Consider the following 21,039-nt stretch of genomic DNA (forward strand, 5'->3'; position numbering starts at 1 on the left):
ATGTTACAGCTCCATCTCGTTGTATCGGGCAATGGCATCACTGCGCAATACCTGTTTCAGTTTTCTGGCATAGTGCGGGTCGGTGGCATAACCCGCCTGTTGCAGCGCCTCGAAGTAGCGATCCGGACTGTCCACTCTGGCCAGGGCCCCCTTGTAGCGGGAACCGGAGGTGAGAAAGTCCACATAGTCGTTGAAGCTCTCTTCAAACGAGCCATAGGAACGAAACGCCGCTTTCTGGCGGGACGCCACTCCCTCTTCATATTCCAGGGTGCTGACTACCGCCTTGGGCCCTTCCCAGCGAGGATCGGCCTTGATGCCAAACAGGTTATGGGTCATCTGCCCTTCACCATCCTTGATCACCCGTTTGCCCCAGCCGCTCTCCAATGCCGCCTGAGCGACCAGTACCGCCGGGCTTAACCCCAACTTGTCGGCCGCTTTCTTGGCCAGCGGCATCAGGCGATTAACGAACTCTTCCGGCGTATCGAACTCTTTGCCCCCACTACTGGCGGCACTGCCCTCTTCGCTGGCCATGCGTCCCATGGGCGGAATGCTGCGGTGCGGTCGACGGGGCATAGTGAGTGCGTGGCTCTCCTTGACCCCCTCGGTCATCTCTTTTTCAGCAAAATCTTTGCCAACTTTTGATGCCGAGATCAAATCAGTGGCAGCCGTCTTGGGTGGCTCGTAGGGTTTATAGACCCGTTCCGTCCGTTGCGGCATCTTGAGCACCCGGCCATCCTGATGGACAAATGTCGCCGGTGAGAGCTGCCTAGCCACCATATCAGCCAATCCAAGCCCCCCCTTGCTGGACATGTCTGCCACTCGCTGTTCATCCAGCATCCCTTCATAGAACTGGGTATAGCTGCTGTTCATCGGGTTGTCCTGAGTCAACACCCCGTTGGCCTGACGCATGCTCTGAAACAACATCTGGGTAAAGATTGACTCGAACTGGCGCGCAGCCCCCTGCAGTGCCTCGGCCTGTCCCTCTTTGCTGTGGCTCATCTGGCGCAGACGGTCCAGGTTCTTGATATCCTGCACCACCCCGAGATTCATGCCGCTGTTGGTGTCAAACTCCGCCATTTTGCTTACCTCATTGCCACCCGTGGCAATCACTTGCCGCCAGTTACAATATGACCAGTTGCCCCTCGATGGCACCTGCCTGCTGCAGCGCCTCAAGGATAGCCATCAAATCACCGGGGGCGACCCCGACCTGATTGACCGCTCGGACCAGATCGTCCAGAGTCGCACCGGTATCAAACTTGAACATCCGCCCGGGCTCCTGCTGGACATTGATGGTCGAGTTGTTGGTGACCGTGGTCTCGCCCCCTGCCAGCGGGTTGGGTTGAGAGACCTGCTGGTTTTCGGCTATGGTCACCGTCAGGCCTCCGTGGCTGATGGCCGCCGGTTTGAGCTTCACCTGACTGCCGATAACGATGGTGCCGGTGCGGGAGTTGACGATGATCTTGGCCGCCTCGTTGGCCGGGTCCACCTCCAGGTTCTCGATAGTCGCCAGATAGGAGACTCGCTGGCCCGGATCCCGCGGGGCATAAACCTTGACCGAAGTGGCATCGAGTGCCTGCGCAGTATTGGGCCCCACCAGATCGTTGACCACATCGGCCAACCGACGCGCAGTAGTAAAGTCGGGGCGGTTGAGGTTGAAGGTAATCGTATCTCCCTGACTAAATGAGTTGGGCACCTCTCGCTCTACGGTTGCACCATTGGCAATCCGGCCGACGGTCGGAGTATTGACCACCACCTTGGAGCCATCAGCCCCCTCGGCACCCAACCCGCCGACCACCAGGCTGCCCTGCGCGACTGCATAGACCCGCCCATCCAGCCCTTTCAGGAAACTCTGCAGCAGCGTACCACCGCGCAGGCTCTTGGCCTCACCGATGGCAGAAACAGTGACGTCTATGGTCTGGCCCGGCTTGGCAAACGGCGGCAAATCTGCATGGATTGCCACCGGCGCCACATCCTTGATCTTGGGTTTGATGTTGTCCGGCACCTTGATACCAAAGTTGTTGAGCATGGTGCGGAAGGTCTGTTCGGTAAAGGCGTTGTTCTTCTCGCCGGTACCTGGCAGACCCACGACCAGACCGTAGCCGATCAACTGGTTGCTACGCACCCCCTCTACCGAGCTGATGTCCTTTATCCGGGCGGCATTCGCCATCCCCAAAGGCAGCAGACAGCAGAGCAGAGTAACCAAACGGAGTGACTTCATAACATCTCCTAGAGCGGCCACCAGGGACCATTGAAAAAGCTGGTAAGCCATCCCTGTTCCTGGGTATTGGCAAGATCGCCGGTACCACCATAGTAGATACGGGCATTCGCCACTTTCTGGGATGACACGCTGTTATCCGAGGTGACATCCTCCGGTCTAATCAGACCTGTGATACGGATATACTCATTGCCATTGTTGAGCATGATCCACTTCTCGCCCCGTACCAGCAGATTGCCATTGGGCAGTACCTTGGCCACACTGACCGAAATATTGCCTTGCAGGCTGTTGCTCTGATCCGCCTTGGCCTGCCCCTTGAAGGCACTGTTTTGAGCGATGGATGCGGAGAGATCATAGGGGCTGGCAGTGACAGGCACGCCCCCCAGCGTCACCGGATCCAGATTGAACTTGTTATCCTTGCCACTCTGGGTATTTGCCTTCTTCGAGGCGGAAGTGGACTCGGCCAGCTCGATGGTGATGATGTCACCCACCTTGTGCGCCTTGATATCCGAATAGATGCCATTAACCTGATCCGGCTGAAAAATAGCACCCGTCGGTCTCACCGAGACGGGCTCCGACTCCCCGTATACGGGGGAAAACTCGGGGTCATCAGGCCTGGGTGTATTGGGAGTACTGCTACACCCCCCCAACACCAGCAACCCCAGCATCCATACGCTTTTCATCATGGCTCTCCCCATTAGGTCCGCTGGATCAGGAAGGACATCATGCCATCCACCGCAGAGAGGACTTTAGAGTTCATCTCGTAGACCCGCTGAGCCTGGATCAGATTCACCAGCTCTTCGGTGACGTTAACGTTGGAGCTTTCCAGCATCCCTTGCTTCAAGACCCCCATGCCATCCGCCCCGGCAGTTCCCTGAATGGCTGCACCGCTGGACTGGGTTTCCAGAAACATGTTCTCACCCATCGGCTGCAGACCACTGGCATTGACAAAGTCTGACAGGGTGATCTGTCCGACCACTTGAGAAGCACCATCTCCCTTCAACTGTACCGAGACCTGACCATCAGTGCCGACAGTGACACTCTGGGCATTTTCCGGGATCTGGATTTCTGGCTGCAGGGGATAACCGTTACCCGGCGTCACTATGGTGCCTTCGCTGTTAAGGGTGAATTGCCCATTACGGGTATAGGCCAGGCTGCCGTCGGGCAATTGAATTTCAAAGTAGCCACGGCCACTGATCATCAGATCCAGCGAGTTATCCGTAGTCTGTACGTTGCCCTGACTGTGGTTTTTCTGGGTAGCCACCACCTTGGCGCCCGCGCCAAGCATCAAGCCGGAGGGCAACTCGGTATCCGCCGACGAACGGCCGCCGGGCTGATTGATGTTTTGATAGAGCAGATCCTCGAAAATGGCCCGCGATTTCTTGAAACCAACGGTGCTGGCGTTCGCCAGGTTGTTCGAGGTGACCGAAATATTGGTCTGCTGAGCATCCAACCCGGTCTTGCTGATCCAGAGTGCAGGATTCATAGGTAACTCCTTGATTAGCTGATACGCAGCAACTGGGTTTGGGCCTCGTCATTCTCTTCGGCCGTTTTCATCATCTTGACCTGGGTTTCAAACTGTCGTTGTAACCGGATCAGGTTGGTCATCTCATCCACCACATTGACATTGCTCCCCTCCAGGGAGCCGGCGATCAGGCCAACGTTGGCAGAGGCAGGCTCATTCTGGCCATCTTTGCGCCGAAAAAGCCCATCCTGGCCCTTCTCTATCGCATCGGCGGCCGGGTTAACCAGTTTGATCCGCTGAAAATCTTCCGACAAATTCGCGGCGGCCCCTTCAGGACGGCCACTGATGGTGCCATCCCGGTTAATCTCCAGCTTCTCCATCGGCATTGGCAGCACGATGGGTTGACCACCGTCATCCACGACGTTCAAGCCGGTAGAGGTCTGCAGGTTGCCAGTCGCATTGACCTGCAGATTTCCCATACGGGTATAGGCCTCCCCCCCCTTCGGATCTTGCACCGCAATCCAGCCGGGACCATCCACCGCCACGTCAAGATCCCTCCCCGTGGTCATCAACATGCCATGCCGCAGGTTCTGGCCGGGACGTTCCGTCATGGCAAATACCCGACTGGGCAGCCCCTCACCAAAGGCCTGCATGCTGCGGGCCTGCTCGAAATCGGATTTAAAGCCGGTGGTATTGGCATTGGCGAGGTTATTACCGCGAACAGCCAGGCTGTTCATGTTCTCTTTGGCCCCGGACATGGCGATATAAAGCAGGTGATCCATGGGATTCTCCGTCAAACAGATGACTCTGACAGCAGAACTGCAATTTGGATGCCAACAGAAGGGGAATGCCACGCCATTCGACAGTAGAGAACGATAAAAAAACGGGGCACCCAAGGTGCCCCGTCGCCTGAGAGGAATTAACGGATCTGCAAGATGGTCTGCTGCAGCGAACTGTTGACCTCCAGAGAGCGGGAGTTCGCCTGGAAGTTACGCTGGGCAGTGATCAGATCAACCAGTTCGGAGGTCAAATCTACGTTGGATTGCTCCAGCGCCGACGATTTGATGGTACCGAAGGTGCCTGAATTGGGCGTTCCCGGCAAAGCATCGCCGGAGAGCAGGGATTGCCGCCAGGAAGTATCACCCACCTGGGTCAGCCCTTGCGAGTTGGCAAATTTGGCCATGGCCACCATGGCTACCTTGATGGTGGTGGCATTGCTGTAGGTTGCAGAGACAATCCCATCCGGCGTGATCTCGACCTTGGTCAAACGGCCGACAGTGGAACCATCCTGTGACAACTTGTTGACTTCAAACGGTGAGGCATATTGGGTCACAGTGCCGAAAGTGATATCTACCTGCTGGGTAGGATCCGCACCATTGGTAATAATTCCCGCTCCTGCTGCCCCCAACTGCTCCGTTTGGATGTTTGCCGGTGTGGTCGGAGTAATCATTTTACCATCGGCACCAAAGGTAATTCGGGCACCGGCAGGTGCAGGATTCAACCCTGTGGCCATTGTTGGCGTCACCCCTCCGACGATATCGACCGGCTTATCACCTTGATAAAGATACATGCGCCAAGCTGTCGGGCTAGCTGGCTTGGTCAGGTCTGCTGGATCTGCTTCTTTGACAAAATACTGGGTGATAGTGTGAGGTTCACCGAGCGAGTCATAAATCACCACTGAGGTGGATGAGGAGTAGGTTTTGGAATCCTTAGGGTCAAAGGTGGAGGCATCCCCCGCACCATTACCTGCAGGCAGGGGCGATGCGGTGGAAGGCAAGTTGAAACTTGCATCAATCTTGCTGGTTTTGATCGGCTCACCCGCCCGATCAGGGATCTGGATCGGCTTGGTCGCATTGATACTGACCGCCTTGGGTGTGCCATCGGCGTTGATCTCGTAGCCTTGCAGATAGTGGCCCTGATTGTTGACCATATAGCTGTTTTCATTGAGCTTGAATGCACCGGCACGGGTGTAAGTGCGATCCAGGTTGGTCAAACCATCAGAGGTGACAAAGAAGCCGTTCCCCTGAATGGCCAAATCCAGCGCGTTATTGGTAAATTGCAGCGCACCCTGATGGAACTGCTGGGCAACAGCACCGGTCGCCACACCGTTACCGACCTGAGTCTTGGCATTGACAAAGATGGAGTTGGCGTAGACATCCGCAAACTCGGCACGGGACTCTTTAAAGCCCATTGTATTGACGTTCGCAATGTTGTTAGCGGTGACGTTCAAGTCTTTTTGTGCCGCGTTGACACCGCTCAAGGCATTGTTAAATGACATATCCAGCTCCTTAGATCGATGCTGTCGACGTGGTTTTTGACGGAGTAGCCGTCTGGTTTGGATTGGTGCCTGATATTTGCAGGACGGAACTCAGCAGGGTGCTCCCCAGTCCCTTCAAATTAAGCATTGTGGGATTTGTTGCATTCCCCAGGGCAACGCTGTCGACCTTGCCATAAGCGTATGTGGGAATAGTTTCTGCCTTGCCATCCACACTGCCACTGGCCTTGATCACGTATTTGCCTGGCTTGACCCGGTTGCCCGCCTTGTCAGTGCCATCCCAGGCGATCTCCACATTGCCCTTCTGTTCTCCTTCCAGGCTAAATTCCTTGATGACCTGACCCGCCTCGTCTTCAACGATAATCTTGACACCCGCGTATTGATTGGTCGTGCCAACCTGAACGACACCGGAAACAGGGCCCTCCTTGTCCAGATAGCCCACATTGCTGGGCAAGAGTACATTCTGGCCAACCAGAGAAGATGCTTGCAGAGCCTGGCTGGAGATCATCTGCTCATTGAGCTTGCCCATCTGGGTAGACAGACTGCTGATCCCCTCCGAGGTAGACATGGAAGCCATCTGGGAGAGCATCTGGGCATTGTCCACCGGCTTGAAGGGATCCTGATATGATAGTTGCATGGTCAGCAGTTTCATAAACGAAGCCTGATCCAGCTCTTTCTTCGGCGTCGTTGTGGTGCCTGTGGTCTGGGTCGTGGTACGGCCAATGCCGTTCACACTGTTTGTGGTGTCGACCATGTTGCATCCCTCCTATCAGGATTTGCCAAGCTGGAGCGTCTGCTGCAGCATCTTCTTGGCCGAATCTGCAACCTGTACATTGGTCTGGTAGCTGCGCGAGGCATTGATCATGTCAGCCATCTCTTCAACCATGTTGACGTTCGGTTTGAAGATAAAGCCATCCTTGTCCGCCATCGGGTGGTTAGGGTTGTACTCCTTGAGCAGTGGAGCCTTGCTCTCGACAATGCCCTTCACCTCAACGCCGACCGATCCCTGCTTATCTGACATGGCCTGATCGAGCTGAGCGGCAAAAATTGGCCGCCTTGCGTGGTAAGTGTTTTCCACGCTGGAGCTTACGCTGTCCGCGTTGGCCATATTGCTGGCAACCGTATTGAGACGCACGGACTGCGCACTCATGGCCGAGCCGGCAATATCAAAGACCTTGAACAAACTCATCACTGCTCTCCTTTCAGGGCTTTAAGCAGGCCACTGATCTTGCGATTCATAAATTCCAGGGAGGTTTGGTACTCCAGACTGTTGCGCAAGAACTCGCTCCGCTCCTGCTGCACATCCACCGTGTTGCCATCACCCGTATCAGGCTGCAACGGATTGCGGTATTGAACAGTACCGGGGGCATCCATATTCAAGGCAAAGTGCTTTTCACTGGTTGTTACCAGGCCAAAACCCTGTTTATGCTGGGCATCCTGCAATGCCTGTGCAAAGTTGATATCCCTTGCTTTAAAACCTGGCGTGTCCGCATTGGCAATATTGCTGGACAACACCTCGGCACGCTTGGCGCGAACACCCAGCGTGTATTGATGGATACCAAATGCCTTGTCGAATGAAAAAGCCATAGCACACCTCCTGCTTGGTATATTTTGCTTGCAAGAGATGTGCCAGACGATTTTCAAAATGTTGCCAGGTTGTCGAGCCTAGCTATGAAAGCCTTTAGACGGAGTGCAAGGATCTGCTGCGCGATAGATAGGAACATGGCGCAATGCCATCACGAATGGAGCTATAAGAATGGAGCCATAAAGAGAGAAGGAGGCACTGTGCCTCCTTCTCTTATAAACAATGTCACCAATCACAACTCATTGAATACCATGGGCTGCAACGTTATTTGACCTTGTAAACAATTCCGGGATTGCACCGAATCATCTCGAATCGGTCAGTCAAACCCGCCAGCGATTCCGACGCTCCCAGCATCAGGTATCCACCAGGATTGAGGCTGGATGCAAACTGGTTGAGGATTTTTGACTTCACTTCCGGTGCAAAGTAGATAAGCACGTTACGGCAAAAAATGATGTCAAATTTACCGAGCAGACTATAACTCTCCAGCAGATTGAGCGGCCGGAAGGTGGTCAATTTTCTGACTCGCTCTACCACCCGCATTTTGTTGTCACCATAGGGCTCAAAAAACATTTTCTTGCGCTCTGGCGACAATCCGCGTGCCAAAGCCAGACTGTCATATACCCCTTCCTTGCACTGATTCAGCATGGTAGTCGATATGTCTGTCCCGACAATCTGCACTCCACCGGGCAAGGTACCCGGCTTCTTCATCTGCTGCTCCAGCGCCGTCATGGCGATAGAATATGGCTCCTGTCCCGAAGATGAGGCAGCAGACCAAATCTTGACAGGGCGACCACTTTTGCCCAATTCAGGAAAAATCTTGTCGGTCAGCAGCTGGAACGGATATGTATCACGAAACCAGAGGGTCTCGTTAGTGGTCATCGCATCAACAACCGCCATTTTCAGGTCACGCTCTCGTACACTCATTGCACGGGTGACCAGTTCAGACAGACTCTCGATGCCAAACTGTGCCATCAAAGGTGAAAGACGGCTCTTCACCAGATACTGTTTGTTATCACCCAGCACGATCCCGCTCTGAACCGCAAGAAAGTTGCTGAACTGTTTGTATAAGTCATCCGAAAGTGTCTTCATGCAGCTGTTCTTCTTTAAATTAGAGTGCGTTTTGTACGGCTTTGGCCAATTCATCAGGCTGGAACTTGGCAATAAAGTTGTTTGCACCAACTTTTTGCACCATAGCCTGGTTAAATACACCACTGAGCGAGGTATGCAGAATAACATGCAAATCTTTGAGATTGGGATTATTCCGGATCTCGGCAGTGAATGTATAGCCATCCATCTCGGGCATTTCGATATCGGAAATCACCAGCGCAATCTGATCCTTGATAGGGCCATTTTTGGTCATCTCCAGCAGCATGTTCAATGCTTCGCGGCCATCTTTTGCCAGCACGCATTCAACTCCGATCGCCTCCAGCGCACGCTGTACCTGTTTGCGCGCAACCGAAGAGTCGTCAGCAACCAATACGGGACGTCCCAAGGTCGGATGCTCGACACTGGCCTCCACCAGCTCCTGGCTGACCTCAGTAGAAACCGGAGATATTTCGTTGAGAATACGTTCAACGTCGAGGATCTCGACCAACTCGCCATCAACCTCGGTAACCGCCGTCATATAGTTGATGCGACCAGCCCCCTTGGGGGGAGGAAGGATAGATTCCCAGTTCATATTGATGATGCGCTCGACCGAGTGCACCAAAAAACCCTGAATGGAGCGGTTGTACTCGGAGATGATAATGAAGCACTTGCTCAAATCTTCAATGGGGCGCTTGCCCATTGCCATGCTGAGATCGATGACCGAGATAGTCTGGCCACGAATATGAGCCACTCCGCGAATACAGGAGTTCAACTTGGGCATCACGGTCAAGGGGGGGCACTGCAACACTTCACGCACTTTGAATACGTTGATGCCAAATCTTTGACGTCCATTGAGACGAAACAACAACAATTCCAGCCGGTTTTGCCCCACTAGCTGGGTACGTTGGTTGACCGAGTCCAGGATACTGGCCATAAACACTCCCTAAAAACGCTTGGCATTAATCATGCATGCGTGATGGATTGCGTCAGACTATCGATGTGACAACAAACAGATTCTGAAGCAATCATAGTTAAATATGGTGATATGCGTGAACAACTTATCGACCGACGAGCGAAAATGATTAACCGACTTTTACTCATCAGCCTCTTTTTTGGCAGCATATCCTCGAGCCATGCCTCGGATGTCACAACCTATCTGAGAGAGCAGGCACAAGAGTTCGTTTATGGTCAACTCGATCTGCCGCTGGATGCCAGAGCAGAGGTCACTGCCGCGACCCTTGATGAGAGACTCCCGCTAACCCGTTGCGATGATCTGTTGACCATCAGCTTGCCAGCAAAAATGGAAATTCGTCGTAATACAACTGTTTACATGAAGTGTGAGGAAGAAAAACCCTGGGATGTCTACTTACCGGTAAGGGTCAGTATTCAAAAACCCTTTGTTACTGTCACCGACCCCATTACCAAAGGGGATCTGCTGAATGAAAGCAAGCTGGTAGTGGCGTTTCAGGATCAAACCCTGATCCGTGGTGACTATCTGACCAACCCGGCCCCTCTGATTGGGGTACGCAGCAAGCGGGAGATCAAACCGGGACAGCCCATCCGCTTGAGCCAGGTTTGCGTGATATGTAAAGGGGATCAGGTCACCCTGACAGCCGAAAACAGCAACTTCCAGATCAAAACCATGGCCCGAGCCTTGCAAGATGGCAGTTTCGGAGAGATCATCAAACTCGTCAATATTCGCTCCGGCAAAACGGTGGAAGGTAAAGTCACAGCAGTCGGTGCCGCATCGGTCACTTTTTGATATCCGGAGCCTGAACAATTTTTTTTCTAAAGTTTTGAGCTGCCGCACCGATAAACAGGTAAGCAAACCTTAAAGCAGACGAAGGTAACTAAAATGGCCATCAACAATATCAACAACTTGGCGAATAATCGGTTGCAAAATACCGCTAATAGCCAAGGGACAGGCAGCAAGTCAGTCACCTCATCGCCCGAAAACAAAGCGACCACTGTCAAGCTGGACTCCGTCTCCTTGACCAGTGAGGCGCAACAATTGCAAAAAATGCAACAGAACCTCAATACCGCCTCAGCCGGCAACGAGAGCAAGGTTGAACGACTGAAAAAAGCCGTCGCGAGTGGCGAATATCAGGTTAACAGCGACGCTGTAGCCAAGAAGATGTTCAGTTTCGAGGCCAATCTGGACAAAGTTCTGGGATGATGGACTTACCTTCGTTACTGCACACCCAAGATGATTACCTCAGCCAGATGCAAGGCATTCTGGAAGAGGAGTTCAGCTTGCTCGAGCAGCATCAGGCACTGGCCCTGCCTGCACTGACCGAGCGCAAACAGCAGTTGCTTGCTGCGATAGAAACTCTGGACAAGACACTGGCAGAGATGCCGGAACTGGCACTGCAGCTGGCAGCCTATCCCGACGAGATGGCGCAGCTTCGTGCAAAACTGGATGCCTGCCAGGCACAAAATGATATCAACGGTCGCTTGCTTGAATTGAGCATCGTCTCCAACCGTCGTCTGGCAACCTTTCTGAGTCAGTTGCGTGATCGCAACAGCCTGACCTATGACGCCAAAGGCAATACTCGCTCTGGCACCCGCTCCTACGGTATCAAGGCCTGACATCTCTTATCAGGCCTTGCATTTTTGCTCTCCGTTTTAAAGCGCGAGGCGCAACAACTCCCGCCCATCCTCACACGCGTTGACGCGCAGTACCCCATCCTCATAGCTTCCATAACTGGCTGGCAGCTCGCCGCGCGGGAAACAGATTGACCCCGGGTTCATCAATATCCGTTCCCCCTGCCACTCCAGCACAGGTACATGGGTGTGGCCGCTCAGGAACAGACTACCCGCCGGTAGCTGTACCTCGTCCGGGCGATAAAGATGACCGTGGCTGACAAACCAGCGCCGCTCATCGATCAGCAACTGGTTGTAGGGGGCGGTGATGGGAAAGCGCAACAGCATCTGATCCACTTCGGAATCGCAATTGCCCCGCACCGCGATGATCTGTGGCGCAAGCTCGTTGAGCCTGTCAGCCACTGCCGCCGGGTTATACCCTTCCGGCAGAGGATTACGCGGGCCATGGTTGAGCAGATCGCCGAGCAGCAGATAGTGATCCGGCTGCCAGGAGTCAAGTCGGGTCAACACCCGCTCCAGCGCAATGATGCTGCCGTGGATGTCGGAAATGATGGCAAGTTTCATGAAATGCTCCTCACTGCGGGCTGAAATAGAGATCCTTGGTGGCAATCGTCCCTTTCAAATTCTGGCTGGGCAGTCCCCGCAGGGTGGGGTCAACCAGTCTCATCTGATTGTAATGATACACGGGGAGGATCGGCGCCTCTTCAAGCAGCAACTGTTCGGCATGCCGGTACAATTCAACCCGACTCGCACTGTCCAGCGTATTGGCAGCCTGCTCCAGCAGCAGATCAAAATCGGGATTGCAGTAGCCGCTCTCGTTGCGCAGATCCTGACAACGGAAGCTGCCCAATATGGCTGACGGCTCCACGTAATCGCCAAACAGGAAACTTCTGGCCACCTGGAAATCACCGCTATCCTTGGCCACCTGATAGGAGCCCCACTCCAGACTGTTGAGGGTGACCTGTACCCCCAGCTTCTGCCACATGGCAGCAATGGCCATTGCCATCTGCTTGTGGGTGTCGGCACTGTTGTAGGTAATGCTCAGCTTGAGTGGATTAGCGCTGTTATACCCGGCCGCTGACAGCAGTGCAGCCGCTTTGGCCTGACGGGTCGGCATATCTTCAAGCGCGACAGGCAATACCACCCGGGGGTAACCTGGCATCTCCGGCAACAGCGACCATGCCGCCTGTTCACCCTGCCCGCTCACCGATTCAATGAGCTGCAGTCGATCAACCGCCATGGAGAGCGCCTGACGCACCCGCACATCCTGCAGTTCCGGGCGTTTCAAATTGAATGCATAGAGATAGGTACCAAACAGCGGCAAGCCCCAGAGCCGCTCCGGGGATCCGCGCTTCATCTTCTGGTAATAGCCGAGGGAGACCTTGTTGGTCAGCTGGATTTCACCGGCCTCATAACGCAGCCGCTCCGCATGTTGCGAGGTGATCGGCAGGTAGGTGACTCGCCCGATGCGAGTGTGGCGATCGTCCCAGTAGTGGATATTGCGTTCGGCTTCGAGTCTCTCGTTAGGCACCCAACTAGCCAAACGATACGCCCCATTGCTCACCAGCTTGCCGGGCTCGGTCCACTGTTTGCCAAACTGGGCTATCACCTGCCGATTGACCGGTACAAAGGGACGCTGACTTATTAGCTGCAAAAAATAAGGAACCGGCCGCTCCAGGGTGACTTTCAGGATCTGATCGCTTTGCGCCTCAATGCCAAGATTGTCGAGCTCCAGTGCGCCGGCATAGATGGATTGCGCATTGTTGATCCCCATGGCCAACAGCAATCCGGCAGAAGGGGAGTTGATGGCCGGATCGAGCAGACGGCGCCAGGCATAGACGAAATCAGCGGCCACCAGCGGCTCGCCATTGGACCACTTCAGTTGGGGGCGCAGGAAAAATCGCCACTCCAGCCCATCTTCACTGACCTCCCAGCGCTGTGCCTGAGCCGGGACGATATGCCCCTGGCCATCCTCACTGACCAGCCCTTCAAAAAGATCGACCAACACGGCTTCCCCCGGAAAACCGGAGCGCACCAGTGCCGGGTCAAGGGATTCCGGTTCGGCACCATTGCCTTTGACCAACATCTGCCGGTCGGCCACAGGAGGCTGCTGTACAACGGCTGTTGCATGAGCCTGTGGAACGGCCAGCGCGGCAAGCAATAGGGGGGGGAGCCAGCGTCGCGCCAGCGTGGGGAAGAAACCAGACCTCATGACAAAACCTCGAATAAAACTACTGCAGGAGGGGGAAGGCCGACGGCTCGCCTTATGAATGCCTGATGCCGCGCTTGTTATCCCCGAAAACGCCCCGTATTGTATCGGGCTTGCCCGGGAGATGGAGTCTTTCGGGAGATTTTTTTCAGGAGTTTTTATGGGTTATGAGTGGCTGGCCCTCGCCTCGGCCAGTTTATGGGCAATTGCAGCGCTGATTTCGGTCAAACCGGCCCGTCATCTCGGCGCATTTGCCTACAGCCGCTGGCGCATGTTTCTGGTCAGCCTGATGCTCGGCAGCATCAGCCTGCTCAGCGGCGGCTGGCAAACCCTCACCGCCGGCACACTTCCACTGCTCGCCCTCTCCGGACTTATCGGCATTTTTATTGGTGATACGGCGCTCTATGCCTGCATGAACAGGATGGGCCCAAGACGCAGCGGCCTGCTCTTCTCCTGTCATGCCCTCTTCTCAGCCATGCTGGGGCTCTGGTTGTTTAATGAGCCACTGACCGGATGGCGCTTGCTGGGTGCCTTGCTGGTTTTTGTCGGCGTGATGCTGGCGATCCTGTTTGGCAGGCGCAGCAACAATAACGAGTGGGAGCAGATCCGTGGCGGCCTGGGAATAGGCATCACGCTGGGTCTCACCGCTGCGCTTTGCCAGAGTCTCGGTGTGATCATCGCCAAACCTGTGATGATGAGCGGCAATGTCGATGCCGTCAGCGCGTCCGGGGTCAGAATGGCCACCGCGTTGCTGGCACACTGCAGCTTGCGACTGGCAGGAATGCCTATCGCACGTCCGTTAAACCCTATCAACCGTAGGGTCCTAGCTATGATCATCGCTAATGGCTTCCTGGCGATGACGCTAGGCATGACGCTGATCCTGATTGCGTTACGGCAGGGCGAGGTTGGCATGGTGGCCATTCTCTCCTCCACCACTCCGGTACTGCTGCTGCCGCTGTTGTGGTGGCACTCGGGGGAGCGGCCATCCGTTGCCGCCTGGGCGGGGGCACTGATTGCCACCCTGGGTACGGCACTGGTGCTGGGTTTCAGCACTCATTGACACCCGGCACCATCCCAGCTCAGAACAGGGCAATCTCCTCAGCGGTCAACTCACGGTATTCACCGGGAGCTAGCGCCTCATCCAGCGTCAGGCCACCAATTCGCTCGCGATGCAAGCCAACGACCTTGTTACCGATGGAGGCAAACATCCGCTTGACCTGATGGTACTTGCCTTCGTGAATTGTCAGCCTGGCCTCGCACTCACCGAGAATTTCCAGCTGGGCTGGACGGGTTTTATCGGTCTCGTTGCGCAGGTAGACCCCTTCGGCGAACAACTCGATTGCATCCGGGCTCACCGGGTCGGCCAGCCAGACGTGATAGGTTTTGGCACATTCGCGACGCGGCGAGGTGATGCGATGGGACCATTGACCATCGTCGGTCACCAACACCAGTCCGGTGGTATCGAGGTCAAGGCGCCCCACCACGTGCAGCTTGCCCATCGCCGGCTCATCCATCAGGAAGAAAACGGTCGGGTGATCCGGATCCTCGTTGGAGCAGACATACCCTTCCGGTTTGTGCAGCATGAAATAACGGTTGCGCTGCTCCAGCGTCAGCAGCACGCCGTCAAACTCGATCTGGCTCTGCTCATTGATATGAAAGGCAGGCTGCTTGACCACAATGCCATCCACCATGACCTCACCCTGACGGATCAGTTTGCCTGCCAGCGAGCGGGTCAAATCGGAACAATCGCACAGAAATTTATCAAGCCGCATTCACAACCTCGGAGTCCAACAAGTAAAGGGGCGTCATTATATCGGGCGGGGGCGACAACGCCACTGTTAAGGAGCTGCCAATTATGACGAACCAACCATCCGATGTTACACTTCTCGGGTGCGAGCCATTCGCACGATACACATAATAATAAGAGTCAGGAAGCCCTCATGAAGTCTCAAGCATCCTACCCCGTCATTCCCGTCAACCAGCTGAAACCCGGCATGTATGTGATTGCTATTGCCAGCCAGACAGGTGGGATGGAGATCGCCCGGATGGGCATGGTGACCAACGTGGCACAAATTGCCAATCTGGTACGTCAGGGGGTGCTCACAGTGCGCATCGACCTGGCCCGCAGCAAGCTGGGCAGTGCCGAGAGTGACGCCGTTACCTCCCCCAACCTCAATGCCAACAGCGCCCAGGTGGGACGCCGTGCCAGTGCCAACGGAGAAGGTGGGGAACTGAAGATCCGCCGCCTTTACCAAGAGGCACGCGAGCTGCAAGGCAAGTTCATTCGCCACCTCAAGGCGGGTGAGCCCATCGACATTACCCCATTGGCCCAAGTCGCCGAAGAGATGGTGGACACCATGTTCACCCACGGCGATGCCATGCTCTGCCTGGCCCGTATTCGTGCCAAGGATGCTTACCTGATGGAGCACTCCATGAACGTGGCCATTCTGCTTGCCAACTTCGGCCGTTATCTGGGGCTGGAACGCAGCGTGCTCAAGGAGTTGACTCTGGGAGGGCTGTTGCACGACGTGGGCAAGATCATGACGCCGGACGAGGTGCTCAACAAACCGGGCAAGCTGACCGACGAAGAGTTTGCCATTATGCGCCAGCATGTGGTGCATAGCTACGACATTCTCCGCAATACCCCCGGCATCACCCCAACCATGCTGGAGGTAGCCGCAAACCACCACGAGCGGCTCGACGGTACCGGCTACCCGCAGCGGCTGAAGGGGGATGAACTCTCCCTCTATACCCGCATGAGCGGTATTGTCGATGTCTATGACGCAGTGACTGCCGACAGAGTCTACAAGGCTGGCATGCAACCCACCCAGGCCTTTCGCATTCTGCTAAAGGGAGTCAACCAGCACTTCGATGCCGAACTGGTCACCAAGTTCATCAAGTGCATGGGGGTCTATCCGGTGGGAACGCTGGTACAGCTTTCAAACCAGCGGTTGGCCATCGTGATGCAGCGCAACGAGCAGCAGCCGCTCAAGCCGGTGGTCAAGGTGATCTATCACGCTTCCCAGCGCCACTACCTCGATGTGCAGTGGCTGGATCTGGCCAGATCGAGTGTGAAGGAGAGCATCGAGTGCACGGTCGACCCCAAAGAGTTTGGCATCAACCTCACCAACTTCTTCTAACTCTGTCCTCACGACTGGCGCTGGCTATCGAGCCAGTGCCGGATCAGAAACTCCTCATCCAGCGGCGAGAGATCGAAACGCTGGCTGGCCTCTTCGATGGCGGCGATATCGTACTGGTGGTGCTCACTGAGCCAGCGCACCGCACGTCGCAGATCTTCACCATGGGGGAGCAGCAGATGGTCGCTCATGGGATACCTCCGGTAGATCGCAAGGCAGCCAGCGCATCTGACTGCCTATTACAAGTCTAGTCGGTCAATCCCAATCCCCTCCTGCGTCTCCTCACCCTCCCCCATCTGTCACTGCAATCAGGCAATCAGCGACCGAAAGCGCGCTGCCAATCCTGATCGAACTTCACCAGCGCCGCATCCACCGCTGGCACGTTCATCAGCTGCTCCGCCACATCGAGCGGCAGAGTGATGGACTGGCAACCCGCCAGCAGGCAGTCGAGCGCCTGGCGCGGGGTACGGAACGATGCCGCCAGCACCTTGCTGTTCGGCGCGTGCAGCGCAAGCAGCTGTTGCAGCTCCTGCACGGTGGCGATGCCGTCACCCCCCTGGGCATCCAGCCGGTTGACGTAGGGCGCCACGTACTCTGCCCCCGCCACCGCCGCCAGCCAGCCCTGCAGCGGGGTATAGACCGCGGTGCCCAGAGTCGGCACGCCGTTGGCGGTCAGGCTCTTGATGGCAGCCAGCCCCTCTGCGCATACCGGGATCTTGATCACCAGATCCGGGTCCAGCTCACGCAGGGCGAACGCCTCACGCACCATCTCGGTTTCGGTTTTGGCCATCACCTGGGCAAACAGGCGCACCTTGGGGCCCAGCACGTCGCGCAGGGCGGGCAGCAGCTCGGAGAGCGGCAATCCCCCGGCGGCGGTAATGGAAGGATTGGTGGTGACACCGGCCAACGGCAGGATCCGTGACCAGCGACGCACTGCCGCCACATCGGCGGTATCGAGATACAGCTCCATCTCTAACTCCTTAACGGGATGTTCAATATGTCGCCATTCTAGCGATAAAACATCTGCAAATAGCTTGATCGAAATCAAATCAACTTTCGAATGAAAGCAAATAGAATGCAAATACAAAAGGAGGCGGTATGATTTTCGACCTGCAACGATATTCAACTCACGATGGCCCCGGCATTCGCACCCTGGTATTTCTCAAGGGGTGCTCGCTGGCCTGTCGCTGGTGTCAAAACCCGGAAAGCCGCTCTCCCAAGCCGGACATACTACTCGACCGGCGCCAGTGCATCGAGGGATGCCAGCTCTGCAGCCAGGCGTGTCCGGCAATCTTGCGTGACAGCGAGGGCATCCAGCTCAGCCGTTCTGCCCTCAAGGCCGACGATATGGAACGGCTGCGCGGCCTCTGCCCAAGCGAAGCGCTGCAGGTGTGCGGCCGCGATGAAACCCTGGACACCCTGATGGACACCATCTTGCGGGATCGCCCCTTCTTCGAGCGCAGCGGCGGTGGCGTCACCCTCTCCGGTGGCGAACCGTTTATGCAGCCCGAATTTGCTGCCAACCTGCTGGCCCGCTGCAAGGCCGAAGGGCTGCACACCGCGGTCGAGAGCTGCCTGCATGTGCCCTGGCACCAGATTGAGCAAAGCCTTCCCTCACTGGATCTGGTGCTGGCGGACCTCAAACACGTGGATAAAGAACGTTTCTTCCACTGGACCCGCGGCAAGGTGGAGTTGCCCATCGCGAACCTCAAGCGCCTCGCCGAGCGCGGCGTGCCGATGCAGATCCGGGTGCCACTCATTCCCGGCTTCAATGCCGACCACGCATCGATCGAAGCCATCACCGACACCGCCGCCAGCCTCGGCACGGTGCAGGAGATCCACTTCCTCCCCTACCACACGCTGGGGATGGGCAAATATGCCCTGCTGGATCTGCCCTATCAGGCGCCTGAGACACCGTTTGACGACCCCGATTTACTCCGCTTTGCCCACGCATACGCCCAACGTCAGGGGCTGACCCCTGTGACCAGAGGATAAGATCATGACCCAGCTCGACCTCAATACCCTCAGCCCGCGGATCCGCGCCCACAAAGAGAGCCTGATCCACATCGTTCAGCCGCCGGTCTGTACCGAGCGGGCCCGCCACTATACCGAGGCCTATCAGACTCATCTCGCCCGGCCGCTGCCGGTGCGCCGCGCCCTGGCTCTGGCCCATCACCTCAAGGAACGCACCATCTGGATCAAGCACGACGAGCTGATCGTCGGCAATCAGGCCAGTCAGGTACGGGCGGCGCCGCTCTTTCCCGAATACACGGTGAGCTGGATTGAGAAGGAGATCGACGAGCTGGCAGATCGCCCCGGCGCCGGTTTTGCAGTCAGCGAAACCGACAAGGCGATCATCCACGCCCTCACCCCCTTCTGGCGCGGCCAGACGGTGCAGGATCGCTGCTTCGGCCTCTTTACCGACGAGCAGAAAGCGCTGCTGGAGAGCGGCATCATCAAGGCCGAGGGCAACATGACCTCGGGGGATGCCCACCTCGCGGTCAACTATGAGGAGCTGCTCACGCTGGGGCTCGATGGCTTCAAGGCCAAGGTGGCCGAGCGCCGCAGTCGGCTGGATTTGGCGGATTGGGCCGATCTGCAGCGCGAGCAGTTCCTGCACGCCGTCGCCATCACTCTGGATGCGGTCAGCGCTCACATCTCGCGCTACGCCGCACTTGCCCATGATATGGCAGCACAAGAATCTCGCCCCGAGCGCCGAAACGAGCTTGAGACCATCGCGCTCAACTGCGCCCACATCGCCCACCAGACCCCCGAGACCTTCTGGCAGGCGCTGCAGCTCTGCTACTTTATCCAGCTCATCCTGCAGATCGAATCCAACGGTCACTCGGTGTCGTTTGGCCGGATGGATCAGCACCTCTACCCCTGGTATCGCCGCGAGGTGGAATTGTCGGAATCCCTGCCTCGGACGCGCGCCATCGAGCTGCTGCAAGGGTGCTGGCTCAAGTTGCTGGAGGTGAACAAGATCCGCTCCGGCACCCACTCCAAGGCATCCGCCGGCAGCCCGCTCTATCAAAACGTCACCATCGGCGGCCAGAACTGGCGGGATGGCAGTACCCATGACGCGGTCAACGGCCTCTCCTACGCGATTCTGGAGTCCTGCGGCCAGCTGAGATCCACCCAGCCCAACCTCTCGGTGCGCTACCATGCCGGGATGAGCGAGGATTTCCTCGACGCCTGCATTCAGGTGATCCGCTGCGGCTTTGGCATGCCCGCCTTCAACAACGACGAGGTGGTGATCCCCGAGTTCATCAAGCTCGGGGTGAGCGTGGAGGATGCCCACCACTACGCCGCCATCGGTTGCATCGAGACCGCCGTGCCCGGCAAGTGGGGCTATCGCTGCACCGGCATGAGCTTTATCAACTTCGCCCGCATCCTGCTGGCCTCCCTTGATGGCGGCCGCGATGCCACCACCGGCAAGGTATTCCTGCCCCAGCCCCAGTCGCTGCGAGACGGGAGCTTTGGCAACTTTGACGAGGTGATGGCCCGCTGGGACGAACAGGTGCGCTACTTCACCCGCAAATCCATCGAGATCGACTGCGTGGTCGACAGCGTGCTGGAGGCTCAGGCCCACGACATCCTCTGCAGCGCCCTGGTGGATGACTGCATCGAGCGCGGCAAGACCATCAAGGAGGGGGGCGCCGTCTATGACTGGGTCTCAGGTCTGCAGGTGGGGATCGCCAACCTCGGCAACAGTCTGGCTGCCCTGAAGAAACTGGTGTTCGAACAGGGGATAGTGGATCAGCAAGAGCTGGCCGAAGCACTCGAGCAAGATTTTTCAGGACTGGCGGGGGAGCAGCTGCGCCAGCGCCTCACCAATGCAGCCCCCAAATATGGCAACGATCTGGACGAGGTTGACCTGCTGCTGGTGCAGGCCTACCAGAGCTACATCGACGAGCTCAAGGGGCTGCACAACTCCCGCTTCGGCCGTGGCCCCATCGGCGGCACCTACTATGCCGGCACCTCCTCCATCTCGGCCAACGTCCCCTTCGGTGCCGCCACCATGGCCACCCCGGATGGCCGCCACGCCCGCACGCCGCTGGCGGAAGGGGCCAGCCCCTCGTCGGGTTCGGATCGTCTCGGCCCGACGGCGGTGTTCAACTCCATCGGCAAGCTGCCCACGGCTGCCATCCTCGGCGGGGTGCTGCTCAACCAGAAGCTGAGTCCGGCGAGCCTTGAGAACGAGCGGGACAAGGCCAAGCTGATGAGCCTGCTGCGCACCTTCTTCGAGGTGCACAAGGGGTGGCACGTGCAGTACAACATCGTCTCGCGGGAAACCCTGCTGGCAGCCAAGGCCAATCCGGATCAATACCGGGATCTGGTGGTACGGGTGGCGGGCTATTCAGCCTTCTTCACCGCCTTATCCCCGGATGCGCAAGATGATATCATCGCCCGCACCGAGCACAGTCTCTGACGGGGCGCTCCCCATGGCGCCTGTGACGTCA

General features: G+C 56.8%; 23 protein-coding genes. 7 read left to right on the plus strand and 16 right to left on the minus strand.

The features are described from left to right. Window positions 1–3 precede the first annotated feature (3 nt). The 11 genes from flgJ to G5315_RS16710 form a co-directional block, all read right to left on the minus strand. Window positions 4–1,077 (minus strand): flagellar assembly peptidoglycan hydrolase FlgJ, encoded by a 1,074-nt coding sequence (flgJ, locus tag G5315_RS16660; protein WP_216954107.1) that lies wholly within the window; start codon window positions 1,075–1,077, stop codon window positions 4–6. Between the two features lie 43 nt (window positions 1,078–1,120). Beyond that, the gene (locus G5315_RS16665; protein WP_227340838.1) at window positions 1,121–2,218 is read right to left on the minus strand and encodes a flagellar basal body P-ring protein FlgI; all 1,098 of its coding nucleotides are present in this window, start codon (window positions 2,216–2,218) and stop codon (window positions 1,121–1,123) included. A gap of 8 nt (window positions 2,219–2,226) precedes the next feature. Continuing rightward, a complete protein-coding gene (gene flgH / locus G5315_RS16670; RefSeq protein ID WP_216954403.1) occupies window positions 2,227–2,898 on the minus strand; it encodes a flagellar basal body L-ring protein FlgH in 672 nt (223 codons plus the stop codon). 14 nt (window positions 2,899–2,912) lie between these two features. Further along, a complete protein-coding gene (flgG, locus tag G5315_RS16675) occupies window positions 2,913–3,701 on the minus strand; it encodes a flagellar basal-body rod protein FlgG (protein ID WP_216954109.1) in 789 nt (262 codons plus the stop codon). Window positions 3,702–3,715: 14 nt separating this feature from the next. Next, window positions 3,716–4,462: a flagellar basal-body rod protein FlgF gene (gene flgF / locus G5315_RS16680; protein WP_421333454.1), complete on the minus strand. Its 747-nt coding sequence runs from the start codon at window positions 4,460–4,462 to the stop codon at window positions 3,716–3,718. Between the two features lie 137 nt (window positions 4,463–4,599). Then, the gene (gene flgE / locus G5315_RS16685) at window positions 4,600–5,958 is read right to left on the minus strand and encodes a flagellar hook protein FlgE (RefSeq protein ID WP_421173084.1); all 1,359 of its coding nucleotides are present in this window, start codon (window positions 5,956–5,958) and stop codon (window positions 4,600–4,602) included. A gap of 10 nt (window positions 5,959–5,968) precedes the next feature. After that, window positions 5,969–6,709, minus strand: coding sequence for a flagellar hook assembly protein FlgD (locus G5315_RS16690; protein WP_216954111.1), 741 nt, complete (start codon window positions 6,707–6,709; stop codon window positions 5,969–5,971). A gap of 15 nt (window positions 6,710–6,724) precedes the next feature. Then, the gene (gene flgC / locus G5315_RS16695) at window positions 6,725–7,144 is read right to left on the minus strand and encodes a flagellar basal body rod protein FlgC (RefSeq protein ID WP_005344527.1); all 420 of its coding nucleotides are present in this window, start codon (window positions 7,142–7,144) and stop codon (window positions 6,725–6,727) included. Beyond that, the gene (flgB, locus tag G5315_RS16700; RefSeq protein WP_005344526.1) at window positions 7,144–7,542 is read right to left on the minus strand and encodes a flagellar basal body rod protein FlgB; all 399 of its coding nucleotides are present in this window, start codon (window positions 7,540–7,542) and stop codon (window positions 7,144–7,146) included. The genes flgC and flgB overlap by 1 nt, the downstream gene beginning before the upstream one ends. 262 nt (window positions 7,543–7,804) lie before the next feature. Then, the gene (locus tag G5315_RS16705; RefSeq protein WP_005344525.1) at window positions 7,805–8,629 is read right to left on the minus strand and encodes a CheR family methyltransferase; all 825 of its coding nucleotides are present in this window, start codon (window positions 8,627–8,629) and stop codon (window positions 7,805–7,807) included. A 19-nt stretch (window positions 8,630–8,648) separates the two neighbouring features. Further along, window positions 8,649–9,560: a chemotaxis protein CheV gene (locus G5315_RS16710; protein ID WP_005344523.1), complete on the minus strand. Its 912-nt coding sequence runs from the start codon at window positions 9,558–9,560 to the stop codon at window positions 8,649–8,651. Window positions 9,561–9,704: 144 nt separating this feature from the next. Between G5315_RS16710 and flgA the strand changes: the two genes are divergently transcribed. The 3 genes from flgA (at window position 9,705) to G5315_RS16725 (ending at window position 11,215) form a co-directional block, all read left to right on the plus strand. Next, window positions 9,705–10,388: a flagellar basal body P-ring formation chaperone FlgA gene (flgA, locus tag G5315_RS16715; protein ID WP_421204980.1), complete on the plus strand. Its 684-nt coding sequence runs from the start codon at window positions 9,705–9,707 to the stop codon at window positions 10,386–10,388. A gap of 93 nt (window positions 10,389–10,481) precedes the next feature. After that, a complete protein-coding gene (flgM, locus tag G5315_RS16720) occupies window positions 10,482–10,802 on the plus strand; it encodes a flagellar biosynthesis anti-sigma factor FlgM (protein ID WP_421333456.1) in 321 nt (106 codons plus the stop codon). Next, the gene (locus G5315_RS16725; RefSeq protein ID WP_040066163.1) at window positions 10,799–11,215 is read left to right on the plus strand and encodes a flagella synthesis protein FlgN; all 417 of its coding nucleotides are present in this window, start codon (window positions 10,799–10,801) and stop codon (window positions 11,213–11,215) included. Before flgM ends, G5315_RS16725 begins: the two co-directional genes overlap by 4 nt. Window positions 11,216–11,251: 36 nt before the next feature. Here G5315_RS16725 and yfcE read toward each other — a convergent pair whose 3' ends face one another. Next, window positions 11,252–11,794 carry a phosphodiesterase gene (yfcE, locus tag G5315_RS16730; RefSeq protein WP_227340840.1) on the minus strand — a complete coding sequence of 181 codons (543 nt, stop codon included), beginning with the start codon at window positions 11,792–11,794 and terminating at the stop codon, window positions 11,252–11,254. A gap of 10 nt (window positions 11,795–11,804) precedes the next feature. Further along, on the minus strand, window positions 11,805–13,442 hold the full coding sequence (locus G5315_RS16735) for a peptide ABC transporter substrate-binding protein (RefSeq protein WP_421333458.1): 1,638 nt from the start codon (window positions 13,440–13,442) through the stop codon (window positions 11,805–11,807). Window positions 13,443–13,599: 157 nt separating this feature from the next. Between G5315_RS16735 and G5315_RS16740 the strand changes: the two genes are divergently transcribed. Further along, window positions 13,600–14,499: a DMT family transporter gene (locus tag G5315_RS16740; protein ID WP_421333459.1), complete on the plus strand. Its 900-nt coding sequence runs from the start codon at window positions 13,600–13,602 to the stop codon at window positions 14,497–14,499. Window positions 14,500–14,518: 19 nt separating this feature from the next. Here the strand turns inward: G5315_RS16740 and rsuA are convergent, their stop codons facing one another. Further along, entirely contained in the window at window positions 14,519–15,211 is a 693-nt protein-coding gene (gene rsuA, locus G5315_RS16745) for a 16S rRNA pseudouridine(516) synthase RsuA (RefSeq protein ID WP_421333460.1), read from the minus strand. 168 nt (window positions 15,212–15,379) lie between these two features. Here rsuA and G5315_RS16750 point away from each other — a divergent pair, with 168 nt between their 5' ends. Further along, a complete protein-coding gene (locus G5315_RS16750) occupies window positions 15,380–16,579 on the plus strand; it encodes an HD-GYP domain-containing protein (protein ID WP_421333461.1) in 1,200 nt (399 codons plus the stop codon). A gap of 8 nt (window positions 16,580–16,587) precedes the next feature. Here the strand turns inward: G5315_RS16750 and G5315_RS16755 are convergent, their stop codons facing one another. Both G5315_RS16755 and fsa read right to left on the minus strand, forming a co-directional pair. After that, a complete protein-coding gene (locus G5315_RS16755; RefSeq protein WP_227340845.1) occupies window positions 16,588–16,767 on the minus strand; it encodes a hypothetical protein in 180 nt (59 codons plus the stop codon). Between the two features lie 125 nt (window positions 16,768–16,892). Beyond that, window positions 16,893–17,546 (minus strand): fructose-6-phosphate aldolase, encoded by a 654-nt coding sequence (fsa, locus tag G5315_RS16760; RefSeq protein WP_421333463.1) that lies wholly within the window; start codon window positions 17,544–17,546, stop codon window positions 16,893–16,895. Between the two features lie 128 nt (window positions 17,547–17,674). Between fsa and G5315_RS16765 the strand changes: the two genes are divergently transcribed. Together G5315_RS16765 and G5315_RS16770 are read left to right on the plus strand one after the other, a co-directional pair. Next, entirely contained in the window at window positions 17,675–18,571 is an 897-nt protein-coding gene (locus G5315_RS16765) for a glycyl-radical enzyme activating protein (protein WP_421333465.1), read from the plus strand. A 4-nt stretch (window positions 18,572–18,575) separates the two neighbouring features. After that, the gene (locus G5315_RS16770) at window positions 18,576–21,008 is read left to right on the plus strand and encodes a formate C-acetyltransferase/glycerol dehydratase family glycyl radical enzyme (protein ID WP_421333467.1); all 2,433 of its coding nucleotides are present in this window, start codon (window positions 18,576–18,578) and stop codon (window positions 21,006–21,008) included. The last annotated feature ends 31 nt before the right edge of the window (window positions 21,009–21,039 follow it).

It is taken from the genome of Aeromonas sp. 603607, from assembly GCF_049171595.1.
GTDB classification, from domain to species: Bacteria; Pseudomonadota; Gammaproteobacteria; order Enterobacterales; family Aeromonadaceae; genus Aeromonas; species Aeromonas veronii.